The following is a 10716-nucleotide window of genomic DNA, read 5'->3' as shown; positions in this document are numbered from 1 at the left end:
GAGGCGAAACCGCCTCGGGGCTCGCCTATCCATGACAACCGCGTCACAGGCGGCGCCTTGGCACGCCTCATTGGCGGCAGAATCCCTGCCCGCCTGCCCCGGCTGGCTCACGCCACCCTGTGGACAGCATGCCGCACCCCCGCGACAAGCTGATTTCGCTATATATATCAAAGCCTTGCGCCCGGTAAGGTTGTCTTGACACTCTCCAACCCCACCACTATGTTGCGCGCGACTTAAAAGGCGTCTCGGAAATCCGGGAGAAAGCCGGCCGAAGGGGAGCGAGCGGATGCCAAAACCGCAAGATGACCAGGGCCAGCCGGATAGCGCCAAAGGGGTGACGCGGGATCTGGCATCGCGCATCGCCTCTGCCAAGCGGGAACGCGATATCGAGGACAACAGAGCCTCGAGAAACGCCCCCCCGGAGATGAGCGGTATGGCGCGCGGCATGCGCATCGGCACCGAGTTCATCGCCGCGATCCTGGTGGGTGCCGCTATCGGCTACGCCATCGATCTTGGCCTGGGCACCAGGCCCTGGGGCCTGCTCATCATGTTCATGGTGGGCTTCGCTGCTGGAATACTCAATGTCACTCGCGTAGTGGCACAAATGAACAAGGCGGCGCCGCCGCCACCCGGTTCGGACCTCGGTCCGGATGTGGGCGAGGAAGACGACGACAGGTAGACCATAGGGGTTTGGGCGTGGCCGATCCGAATAAAGTAGATCCGATCCACCAGTTCGCGATCACTAACGTCTTCTCGACCGGCGAGGGCGGCTTCGCCTTCACCAACTCGGCCCTGTTCATGGTGCTGACGGTTGGTCTCATCGTCATCTACATGCTTGGCTCGACCGCGCGCCGCAGCGTGGTTCCCGGCCGGGCGCAGGTCGTTTCCGAGCTGCTCTACGATTTCGTGGCCAATATGGTCAGGGGTGCCGCCGGCTCCGAGGGGATGAAATTCTTCCCCTTCGTGTTCAGCCTCTTCATGTTCGTGCTCATCGCCAACATGTTCGGCATGATCCCGTTCTTCTTTACCGTCACCAGCCACATCATCGTCACCTTTGCGCTGGCCATGCTCGTTTTCGTGGTGGTCGTCGGCTACGGCATCTATCGCAACGGCTTCAAGTTCTTCAAGCTGTTCGTCCCTGCAGGCGTGCCGGCCTATGTGCTTCCCATCGTGGTGCCGATCGAGATCGTCTCGTTCATTTCGCGCCCGATTTCGCACTCGGTGCGACTGTTCGCCAACGTGCTGGCCGGCCATATCACCGTCAAGGTGTTTGCCGGCTTCATCATGTCGCTCGGGTCCCTGGGTTTTCTGGGGTTCCTCGGCGCCTCGCTGCCGTTGCTCATGACCATCGCGATCACGGCACTGGAATTCCTCGTCGCGGCTTTGCAGGCCTATGTGTTTGCGGTGCTGACGGCGATGTACATCAATGATGCGATCCATCCGTCGCATTAGACGTCAACCGATCCGTGGTCGTCACTGCGTTGACCCGGATCACCCAGCAGCTCAAAAGGAGCAGGATAATGGAAGCTGAAGCAGCGAAGTTTATTGGTGCGGGTATCGCCGCCATTGGCATGGCCGGCGCCGCAATGGGCGTGGGCAACATTTTCGGCAGCTTCCTGTCGGGCGCTCTGCGTAACCCGTCGGCTGCTCAGAGCCAGTTCGGTAACCTGATTTTCGGTTTCGCCGTGACCGAAGCCCTGGGCATCTTCTCGTTCCTGATCGCCCTGCTGCTGTTGTTCGCGGTCTGATTTTCCGCAACCCAGTCGAAGCGGCGGCCAGGAGGATTTCCTTCGGGCTGCCGTTTCCTTATACGGCCTTCTGGCCTGCTGCTTAATGGGTAGATCAATATGGAATCCGAAACTCCAGTAGCGACCGAGGGTCACGAGCCCATCGATGCCTCCGCTGAAGGTGGCGCTGTCCACGCGACGACCGAGGCTCATGGCGGCGAGGAGCATTCCGGTGCATTCCCGCCATTCGATCCTTCGACCTTCGGCACCCAGCTGATCTGGCTGGCGCTGGCTTTTGCCGTGCTCTACTTCACCATGAGCCGGCTGGCCTTGCCGCGTATCGGCGGCATCCTTGCCGACCGCAAGGCGCGCATCGACGGCGATCTCGCCGCCGCTGACAGCGCAAGGCAGAAAACCGATGCAGCGATTGCTGCCTATGAAGAAGCCCTGGCGACCGCCCGGAAGAAGTCTCAGGCCATTGCCGAAGAGACCCGCGCCGGCATCCAGGCCGACATCGACTCCAAGCGCAAGGCCGTCGAGACCGAGCTTTCCGCCAAGGTTGCGGCAGCTGAAACCAGCATCCAGGCCACCAAGACCGAGGCACTCGGCCATGTTGCCGAGATTGCCGCCGACACGGTGCAGGCTCTGGTCACGCAACTGACCGGTTCGGCCAGTGCCGACGAGGCCCGCAAGGCCGTCGCCGCCGCGGTCAAGGAGTAAACAGATGGATTTCTCATCGATCGATGCAACCACCTGGGCCACCATCTGGGCGACCGTTTCGCTGCTGGTCTTCATTGCTGTCGTCATCTATGTCGGCGTGCCGAAGATGGTCGCCAAGATGCTCGATCAGCGCATTGGCCAGATCGAAGACGACCTGGCCGAGGCCAAGCGCCTGCGCGAAGAGGCCGAAAACCTGCTGGTCGACTATGAGCGCAAGCGCGTTTCCGCCGAGGGCGAAGCCGAGGGCATCGTCACCGCCGCCAAGGAAGAGGCCAAGCGCCTGGCCGACGATGCCAGCGCCAAGCTGTCCGACCTGATCGCCCGCCGGACCAAGGCCGTGGAAGACAAGATCGCCCAGGCCGAGGCCCAGGCGCTCGGCGAAGTGCGCGCCAGCGCCGCCGAGCTGACCGTTGCGGCCGCGCGCATCGTGCTGAACCAGCAGATGCCCAGCAAGGGCGACGAGCTCGTCGCCAAGGCCATCCAGGATGTCGGCGCCAAGCTCAACTGAGCTTCACGCATAACAGATCAAGGGGCGGGCAGTTATGCCCGCCCTTTTTGTTTGCGCTACACTGGACGGCGGTCCCGCATAAATCGGTGGTGCAGTGGCTGTCGCCAATTGACGCCTTCCGGATTCTCGACCATGTTGCGGCCAACTGCGGGAGAGATTGGATTTTCTCCAGCGCCGAAGGAGCAACCGCCCCGGAAACTCTCAGGCAAAAGGACCGCAGTCAGGTCAACAACTCTGGAAAGCGGATCGGGTAGCCGGTCCCACCGAAGGAGCAACCGGCGCTCAGCCGGGAAATCTCTCAGGGCAAGGACAGAGGGGGCACGGAATATTCGCCGCAGGGCGAAGCTTGTCGTGTCGCTTTGTTCATTTCCGGGATGTGTTGATGGCCGAAACCTCGCCCACAGACCTCAAGACCACACCGCTGTTCGGGCGCCACCAGGCCATTGGCGGCCGCATGGTGCCGTTCGGGGGCTATTGCCTCCCCGTGCAATATCCGCCCGGTATCATGGCGGAGCACAAATGGACCCGCGAACAGGCGGGCCTGTTCGATGTGAGCCATATGGGCCCGAGCTTTCTCGTGCTCAACAATCCGAGCGGCGACGCCGAAGCCGATCATGCCGCCATATCGGCCATCATCGAGCCGCTGATCTGCGGCGACATAGCCGGACTCAAGCCGGGCCAGGTGCGCTACACGCTGCTGCTCAACGAAGCGGGCGGCATCATCGACGACCTCATGGTCGCTCGCTCGCCCAAATTCGCCGGCTCGCTCTATGTGGTGGTCAATGCCGGCACCAAGGAAGGCGACTTCGCCCGCATCGCCGCGGCGGCCGGCGACAGAGCCAAGCTGACCCGCGCCGATGATGGCGCCCTGCTGGCGCTGCAGGGTCCCGAAGCGGTCGGCGTCCTCGCCAGCCTCATGCCCGGCGTGGTCGAACTCGGCTTCATGCAATACGGGCCGTACCAGTGTCAGGGACAGACCGTCATCGTCTCCCGCTCCGGCTATACCGGCGAGGACGGGTTCGAACTGCTCTGCCCTGCCCCCTTCGCCACGACGCTGTGGGACGCGCTGCTCGCCGATCCCCGCGTCAAGCCGATTGGCCTGGGCGCCCGCGACAGCCTGCGTCTGGAAGCGGGCCTGCCGCTCTATGGCCATGACCTCGACGAAACCGTCTCCCCCATCGAGGCCGATCTCGGCTTCGCCGTCTCCAAACGCCGGCGCGACGCCGCCGACTTCCTAGGCGCGACCAGAATTCTCGCCGAACGCGAGAACAGGCCGAGCCGCATCCGCGTCGGCCTCATCGTCGACGGGGCTCCGGCCCGCGAAGGCGCCGAAATCCTCGATGCGTCAGGCAATGCCATCGGCGTCGTCACCAGCGGAAGTTTCGCCCCCTCGCTGGGCAAGGCCATCGCCCTCGGTTTCGTGCCGCCCGCCTATGCCGCACCCGGCACCAAACTCCAGGTCTCGGTGCGCAACCGCGCCCAGCCGGCCGAAGTGGTACCCACCCCCTTCGTGCCACATCGCTATTTCCGCAAAGCCAGTTGAGAGGCCAGCCATGACCACCAGGTTCACCCCTGACCACGAATATATCCGCGTCGAGGGTTCGACCGGCATTGTCGGTATCACCAATTATGCGCAGGAAGCTTTGGGCGACATCGTCTTCGTCGAACTGCCCAGCGTCGGCAAGGCGCTGAAAAAGGGCGACGAGGCCGCCGTGGTCGAAAGCGTCAAGGCCGCCTCGGAAATCTACGCCCCCGTCTCGGGCACCGTGACCGAGGTCAACGAGGAGCTTTCGGGCAATCCGGGCCTGATCAACGCCGATCCGGAAGCCGGCGGCTGGATCTACAAGATCGCCATCGCCGATGCAGGCGAGCTCGATGGCCTGCTCGATGACGCCGCCTATGCGGACCTGACGAAGTAAGAGGCACCATGCGCTACCTCCCCCATTCCGAAGCCGAACGCGCCGAAATGCTTGGTGTCATCGGCGCCGCCAATATCGATGCCCTGTTCAGCGCCGTCCCCAGGCGGGCGCTCAAGAACTTCGATCTCGGCCTGCCGGCCCATAGCCCCGAATTCCTGGTCGAAGCCCATATGCGGGCGCTGGCCGGCAAGAACCGGGCGGGGGCAGACGGCCCGTTCTTCGTCGGTGCGGGCGCCTATCGCCACCATGTGCCGGCGACCGTCGATCACCTGATCCAGCGCTCGGAATGGCTCACCGCCTATACGCCCTATCAGCCGGAAATCTCGCAGGGCACGCTGCAGATGCTGTTCGAATTCCAGACCCAGGTGGCCAAGCTCACCGGCATGGATGTGGCCAATGCCTCGCTTTATGACGGCTCCACCGGCACCGCCGAAGCCGTGCTGATGGCGCGGCGCCTCACCCGCCGCAACAAGATCGTGCTGTCGGGGGGCCTCCATCCGCACTATCGCGACGTGGTGAAGGCCTATCTCAAGGATGATGCCGATCTCGAATGCCTCTCCGCTTCGCCCGAGGGTCAGGGCGACATTCTCGACCATATCGACGAGCAAACCGCCGCCATCGTCATCCAGACGCCGGATTTCTACGGTCATCTGCGCAACCTCAAGGTGGCGGCCGATGCCGCCCATGCCAAGGGCGCGCTGCTGATTGTCGTCATCACCGAGATCGTCTCGCTCGGCCTGCTCGAAGCACCGGGCGCCTATGGTGCCGATATCGTGGTGGCCGAGGGCCAGTCCATCGGCAATGCGCTCAATTTCGGCGGCCCCTATCTCGGCCTCATGGCCACCCGCAAGGAGTTCATCCGCCAGATGCCCGGCCGGCTCTGCGGCGAAACCGTGGATGCCGAAGGTCAGCGCGGCTTCGTGCTGACGCTCTCGACCCGCGAGCAGCATATCCGCCGCGAGAAGGCGACCAGCAATATCTGCACCAATTCCGGGCTCTGCGCACTCGCCTTCTCCATCCACATGGCCCTGCTGGGTGAAGCCGGATTCACCCGTCTCGCCCGCCTCAATCATGCCAATGCCGGCAAGCTGGCCGATGCGCTGGCTGCGGTTGCCGGCGTCGAAGTGCTCAACAAGACATTCTTCAACGAGATGACCATTCGCACCAGCCGGCCGGCCGCTGATCTCATCGAGCGTCTGGCCGCCCGCGGCATCCTGGCCGGTGTGCCGGTCAGCCGGCTCGAGCCTGATGACCCCAGCGTTGCCAACCTCATCGTGCTGGCCGCCACCGAGCTCACCACCGATGCCGATATCGCCGCGCTCCGCGCCGCCCTTGCGGAGGAACTGCAATGAGCATGAACAATCATGGCCGCCCAACCGGCACCGGCACTTCGGGCTTCGCCTCCACCTCCGGCTCGGCTTTGCTGCCCAATGAGCCACTGCTGTTCGAGATCGGCGATACCGAGCATTCCGGCGTCGACCTGCCTGACGTCACTATCGCGACCGACCGCCTCGGCGGCTTCGAGCGCAGGATGCCACTCGATCTGGCCGGGCTCACCGAGCCCGAGGCGATGCGCCACTATGTGCGCCTCAGCCGCCTCAACCACTCCATCGACAGCGGGATGTATCCGCTGGGTTCGTGCACGATGAAGCACAATCCGCGCCTCAACGAGAAGATGGCCCGCCTGCCCGGCTTCGCCGATATCCACCCGCTGCAGCCGGTCTATACCGTGCAGGGGGCGCTGGAGCTGATGAACCAGCTTTCGCATTGGCTGATGACCCTCACCAATACCGCGGCTGTGGCGCTGACGCCCAAGGCCGGTGCGCATGGCGAACTGCTGGGCATGATGGCCATCAAGGCCGCGCAGGATGCCGCCGGCCAGGGCCACCGCAAGGTGGTGCTGGTGCCCGAAAGCGCCCATGGCACCAATCCGGCTACCGCCGCCTTCCTCGGCTACAGCGTGAAGGCCATTCCAGCCCGCGATGATGGCACGGTGGACGTGCAGGCGGTCAAGGATGCGCTGTCGGCCGACGTGGCGGCGATCATGCTGACCAATCCCAATACGTGCGGGCTCTTTGAACCGCAGGTGATCGAAATCGCAGAGGCGATCCACGACGCGGGAGCCTTCTTCTACTGCGACGGCGCCAATTTCAACGCCATCATGGGCGTGGTGCGGCCGGGCGATCTAGGCATCGACGCCATGCATATCAACCTGCACAAGACGTTCTCGACGCCGCATGGCGGCGGCGGTCCGGGTGCCGGCCCGGTGGTATTGTCCAAGGCGCTGGCGCCCTTCGCGCCAGTGCCGTTCGTCCGCAAGGATGGCAGCGGCCTAGAACTGGTCGAACATGCCGAGGGCGATGCCTTGGGTCGCATCACGGCCTTCCAGGGCCAGATGGGCATGTATGTCCGGGCGCTGACCTATATGCTGAGCCACGGCGGCGACGGCCTCGCCCAGGCGGCGCAGGATGCGGTGCTCAACGCCAATTACATCAAGGCCCGCCTGGCCCACGCCTTCTCGGTGCCGTTCGGCGACTATCCGACCATGCACGAGGCGCTGTTCGACGACAGCTTCCTTGCCGGCACGGGCGTCACCACGCTGGATTTTGCCAAGGCGCTGATCGACGAGGGCTTCCATCCGATGACCATGTATTTCCCGCTGGTCGTGCATGGCGCCATGCTGATCGAACCGACCGAAAGCGAGAGCAAGCAGACGCTGGATCGCTTCTGCGACGTCATGGAAGAGCTGGCCGCCGATGCCAAGGCCGGCAATGCCGCGCGCTTTACCGCCGCCCCGCTCAAGGCGCCGCGTCGCCGGCTGGACGAGACACGGGCAGCGCGCTCGCCTATCCTCAAGTGGGAACGGGCGGAGGAAACGCTCAAGGCTGCGGAGTAGCCCTTTCCTCTCCCCGTTGGGAGAGGTGGCTCGGCGAAGCCGAGTCGGTGAGGGGGATTCGTCGCCTCGACCAGCATGCTGGGCTTGACGACCGCTCCTCCTCATCCGGCGCTGCGCGCCATCTTCTCCCCGATGGGGAGAAGAATAAACCGCAGACTTATCCGCGGGCTCGTCAAATTCAGCGCTACTGGCGCGATGTCAGCCGCGCGTATCGAAACCGACCCAGATGGTGATTTCTTCGCCGCCCAGATATGGGATGGCGACATTTTCGATCACCTTCACGAATTCGGCCGAGCGGGCCGGGGCGGTGATGGCGACCGGCAAGGTGTACTTTTCAGAGAACACCGCTTGCCCGTCGCGCTCCACGGCGAAACGGATCGGCGCATTGACACTGGTCTGGTTGCCGGCCGGGCCAAGCAGCACGCGGCCGACGATACCCATATTGACAGTGATCAGCCCGTTCGACACCACGCAGTTGCGCGACGTTTCGTCGATCACGCCCTGATATTGCAGGGCCCGCGCATCGCCGGTGCGGCCATTGCCGTAATAGAACATGGCCTCGCTGCCGGGGCGAACGCGGATCGGCGGGCATTCGGTGGCGATGGCGGGCAGCGCATTGGTCTGCGCCTGGGCGACGGCGGCCGGGGTCGCGGTAGCATTCTGCAATTGCTGGTTCTGCGCGGCGTTGCCGCCGCCGAACATGCCCCCCATCGAACACGCTGCCAGCAGCGTCGCGGTGGCGCAGGCAGCGGACAGGCGCAGCATCAGGGAAAGGGGCTGGGTCATGGGGCGATCTCCTGACGCTACACTAGCTATTGGCGACTTCGAGCGCCATGAGGATGGCGGGAGCACCGCTGGCACTCACGCCCGGCGCATCTTCGACGAAAACGGCATCGACGACACCATTGCGGATCAGCATGGCGGAGCGCACGAAGCGCTTGCCCATGCCGGAACCCGAAAAATCCTTGGTAAGGCCGAGCGCTTCGGCAAGCTCGGCATTGCCGTCGGCGATGAAGTCGATCTTGCCCAATGCACCGGAAGCTTCGGCCCAGGCCTTCATCACATGATGATCATTGACCGATGCGCAGACGATATGATCGACCCCCGCAGCCCGCAACTTGGGCTCATTGGCGATGAAACCAGGCAGATGATTGACGTGGCAGGTCGGGGTAAAGGCGCCGGGTACGGCAAAGAACACCACAAGACCGCTACCGAGTACGGCGTCGCTGGTCGTGTCCGTTGCGCCATCGGCGCTTACAAGTTTTACCCGCACGGACGGAACCGGACTGCCGCGATCGATCATGAATAGATATGCCCCATGCCTGCGGCCACCAGGCGGCAGCCAGTCCTCGTCTCAAGTGCAATCGGGATAAGCGGCTTTAGCGCCGCCGACAAGGCCTATTGCCCCTTTCCTCCCTGCACGGTTCAGTCGGTTGCCGGCACCTTGATGATGCGCTTGACCTCGAAAGCTCCCTCGCCTGTCAGGAATGTGAGCCGAACGGGCTGGTTTTCCAAGTCCATTTCATCGGCTTTGCCCAGGATGGGAATGAGCACTAGGTTCGGTTCCGGGCTTTTTTGCGGCGTGCCGAACAGCGGCTCGCCGCTGTCGGTCGCGGCAATCAGCGAGGCTGGGTCGAGATCGTCGTCGGCAAGCTCGACTGCCAGCATTCCGGCATCGCTCCAAAGCTCGACATTGCCAACAGGTTGTGGGTCGCCCGGCCAGTCCATCGGCGTCGTGGCCAGTGCCTGGCGAATACGCAGCCCGTTGGGCTTGTCCGGCGCGGCATCGTCGAGCGGCAGGGAAAAGCGGGCCTGGGCCGGCACGCAGATATCCGAGCATACGCCCAGCACGGCGCTGAGTTCGATCTGCGGCGCATCCGGCTCCACATTCAGCCTGACCGGCAGGATGGTAGGGCCGAAATAGACATAGTCGAGATAGTCCGCAGTCTCATGCCGCGTCGGATAGGGCCAGAGAATCTCATGGTCGCGCACGCCGCTCGAACCGGAAAAGTCCAGTTCGGTCGGCAGGCCCGTCTCGCCGGGGACGCGCCAATAGGTCTTGTTGGTCTCGGGCATGGCGATCTCGAGCCCGATCAGCGTCGTGCCATCGGGCTTGATCTGCCCGCTGCTGATCAGCCGCAGGGTCACGCCCGGCGCGACTTCCTGCCAGGCGGTTTCGCCCGCCTGAGCGGGGCCGGCAAGCAGAGCGAGGCTGAGGGCGAGATAAATCGGGCGCATGGAGAAAGGCATTAGCGCAGGATCGCGTTTAGAAATAGCCGACGGCCCATCATGCCTTCGTGATGCCCCCACCCACAAGACCATCGTAACTTGGCAGGGGCATCGACCATGCCTACTATTGGCCCATGCACTCGCTCGAAGGACAATTTCTCGTCGCCATGCCTGATATGAGCGACGAGCGCTTCGCGGAAAGCGTCATCCTGCTCGTCGGCCATGGCAGCGAGGGGGCGATGGGCATCGTGGTCAATCACGAACTGGCCAATCTGCGCCTTGCCGACATTCTCGACGAACTCGACCTGGGTGACCCCGATGCCGTCATCCGCCTGCCCGATTCCATCCGCCAGCGCACCGTGATGCGCGGCGGGCCGGTGGAAAAGGGGCGCGGCTTCGTGCTGCATTCGTCGGATTACAGCAGCGGCAACAGCTATCCGGTGACCGAGGGTATCTGCCTTACCGCGACGCTGGACATCCTCAAGGCCATGGCCTTCGGTCCGGCTCCGCGCTCGTCGCTGTTTGCACTGGGCTGTTGCGGTTGGAGTGCCGGCCAGCTCGAGGGCGAAATCGGCGACAATGGCTGGCTCACGGCGCCCTTCAGCCAGAAGCTGCTGTTCGAAACGCCGGTGGAAGACCGCTACGAAGCGGCGCTGGCCAGCCTGCGGATCACACGGGCGACGCTGAGCCCCGATGCGGGACATGCCTGACACCCCG

13 protein-coding genes and 1 riboswitch are annotated in these 10716 nt (G+C 63.8%); of the genes, 10 read left to right on the top strand and 3 right to left on the bottom strand.

The features are described from left to right. The first annotated feature begins 286 nt into the window (after window positions 1-286). The 9 genes from ASD04_RS16890 (at window position 287) to gcvPB (ending at window position 7770) form a co-directional block, all read left to right on the top strand. Entirely contained in the window at window positions 287-679 is a 393-nt protein-coding gene (locus ASD04_RS16890; RefSeq protein WP_056259566.1) for an AtpZ/AtpI family protein, read from the top strand. A 17-nt stretch (window positions 680-696) separates the two neighbouring features. Further along, a complete protein-coding gene (locus ASD04_RS16885) occupies window positions 697-1452 on the top strand; it encodes a F0F1 ATP synthase subunit A (RefSeq protein WP_056259824.1) in 756 nt (251 codons plus the stop codon). Between the two features lie 68 nt (window positions 1453-1520). Further along, the gene (locus tag ASD04_RS16880; protein ID WP_056227959.1) at window positions 1521-1748 is read left to right on the top strand and encodes a F0F1 ATP synthase subunit C; all 228 of its coding nucleotides are present in this window, start codon (window positions 1521-1523) and stop codon (window positions 1746-1748) included. A 99-nt stretch (window positions 1749-1847) separates the two neighbouring features. Continuing rightward, window positions 1848-2447 carry a hypothetical protein gene (locus tag ASD04_RS16875; RefSeq protein ID WP_082531304.1) on the top strand — a complete coding sequence of 200 codons (600 nt, stop codon included), beginning with the start codon at window positions 1848-1850 and terminating at the stop codon, window positions 2445-2447. Window positions 2448-2451: 4 nt separating this feature from the next. Further along, a complete protein-coding gene (locus ASD04_RS16870; RefSeq protein WP_056259565.1) occupies window positions 2452-2955 on the top strand; it encodes an ATP F0F1 synthase subunit B in 504 nt (167 codons plus the stop codon). Between the two features lie 138 nt (window positions 2956-3093). After that, window positions 3094-3182, top strand: a riboswitch (glycine riboswitch). Between the two features lie 155 nt (window positions 3183-3337). After that, window positions 3338-4498 (top strand): glycine cleavage system aminomethyltransferase GcvT, encoded by a 1161-nt coding sequence (gene gcvT / locus ASD04_RS16865; RefSeq protein ID WP_056259562.1) that lies wholly within the window; start codon window positions 3338-3340, stop codon window positions 4496-4498. A 10-nt stretch (window positions 4499-4508) separates the two neighbouring features. Continuing rightward, window positions 4509-4874 (top strand): glycine cleavage system protein GcvH, encoded by a 366-nt coding sequence (gene gcvH / locus ASD04_RS16860; protein ID WP_056259560.1) that lies wholly within the window; start codon window positions 4509-4511, stop codon window positions 4872-4874. 8 nt (window positions 4875-4882) lie between these two features. Further along, window positions 4883-6226: an aminomethyl-transferring glycine dehydrogenase subunit GcvPA gene (gene gcvPA, locus ASD04_RS16855; protein WP_056259558.1), complete on the top strand. Its 1344-nt coding sequence runs from the start codon at window positions 4883-4885 to the stop codon at window positions 6224-6226. Then, window positions 6223-7770, top strand: coding sequence for an aminomethyl-transferring glycine dehydrogenase subunit GcvPB (gene gcvPB / locus ASD04_RS16850; RefSeq protein ID WP_056259556.1), 1548 nt, complete (start codon window positions 6223-6225; stop codon window positions 7768-7770). Before gcvPA ends, gcvPB begins: the two co-directional genes overlap by 4 nt. Before the next feature lie 198 nt (window positions 7771-7968). Here the strand turns inward: gcvPB and ASD04_RS16845 are convergent, their stop codons facing one another. The 3 genes from ASD04_RS16845 to ASD04_RS16835 all read right to left on the bottom strand — a co-directional run bounded on the left by ASD04_RS16845 (window position 7969) and on the right by ASD04_RS16835 (window position 10008). Continuing rightward, entirely contained in the window at window positions 7969-8556 is a 588-nt protein-coding gene (locus ASD04_RS16845) for a hypothetical protein (protein WP_056259554.1), read from the bottom strand. Between the two features lie 22 nt (window positions 8557-8578). Continuing rightward, a complete protein-coding gene (locus tag ASD04_RS16840; RefSeq protein WP_056259552.1) occupies window positions 8579-9073 on the bottom strand; it encodes a redoxin family protein in 495 nt (164 codons plus the stop codon). 122 nt (window positions 9074-9195) lie between these two features. After that, window positions 9196-10008 carry a protein-disulfide reductase DsbD domain-containing protein gene (locus ASD04_RS16835; protein WP_162245154.1) on the bottom strand — a complete coding sequence of 271 codons (813 nt, stop codon included), beginning with the start codon at window positions 10006-10008 and terminating at the stop codon, window positions 9196-9198. Between the two features lie 125 nt (window positions 10009-10133). On the opposite strand from ASD04_RS16835, the gene ASD04_RS16830 reads away from it, so the two are divergent. Next, entirely contained in the window at window positions 10134-10709 is a 576-nt protein-coding gene (locus ASD04_RS16830) for a YqgE/AlgH family protein (protein ID WP_056259548.1), read from the top strand. The last annotated feature ends 7 nt before the right edge of the window (window positions 10710-10716 follow it).

It is taken from the genome of Devosia sp. Root436, from assembly GCF_001426345.1.
Taxonomy (GTDB): Bacteria; Pseudomonadota; Alphaproteobacteria; order Rhizobiales; family Devosiaceae; genus Devosia.
This window is presented reverse-complemented; position numbering and strand designations above follow the sequence as displayed.

Bases quoted from the DNA above. Each gene is read 5' to 3' on its own strand.
- ASD04_RS16890 (WP_056259566.1), top strand. From the start codon at position 287: ATGCCAAAACCGCAAGATGACCAGGGCCAGCCGGATAGCGCCAAAGGG.
- gcvT (WP_056259562.1), top strand. From the start codon at position 3,338: ATGGCCGAAACCTCGCCCACAGACCTCAAGACCACACCGCTGTTCGGG.
- ASD04_RS16830 (WP_056259548.1), top strand. From the start codon at position 10,134: ATGCACTCGCTCGAAGGACAATTTCTCGTCGCCATGCCTGATATGAGC.
- ASD04_RS16875 (WP_082531304.1), top strand. From the start codon at position 1,848: ATGGAATCCGAAACTCCAGTAGCGACCGAGGGTCACGAGCCCATCGAT.
- gcvPA (WP_056259558.1), top strand. From the start codon at position 4,883: ATGCGCTACCTCCCCCATTCCGAAGCCGAACGCGCCGAAATGCTTGGT.
- ASD04_RS16845 (WP_056259554.1), bottom strand. From the start codon at position 8,556: ATGACCCAGCCCCTTTCCCTGATGCTGCGCCTGTCCGCTGCCTGCGCC.
- gcvPB (WP_056259556.1), top strand. From the start codon at position 6,223: ATGAGCATGAACAATCATGGCCGCCCAACCGGCACCGGCACTTCGGGC.
- ASD04_RS16880 (WP_056227959.1), top strand. From the start codon at position 1,521: ATGGAAGCTGAAGCAGCGAAGTTTATTGGTGCGGGTATCGCCGCCATT.
- ASD04_RS16840 (WP_056259552.1), bottom strand. From the start codon at position 9,073: ATGATCGATCGCGGCAGTCCGGTTCCGTCCGTGCGGGTAAAACTTGTA.
- ASD04_RS16870 (WP_056259565.1), top strand. From the start codon at position 2,452: ATGGATTTCTCATCGATCGATGCAACCACCTGGGCCACCATCTGGGCG.
- ASD04_RS16835 (WP_162245154.1), bottom strand. From the start codon at position 10,008: ATGCGCCCGATTTATCTCGCCCTCAGCCTCGCTCTGCTTGCCGGCCCC.
- gcvH (WP_056259560.1), top strand. From the start codon at position 4,509: ATGACCACCAGGTTCACCCCTGACCACGAATATATCCGCGTCGAGGGT.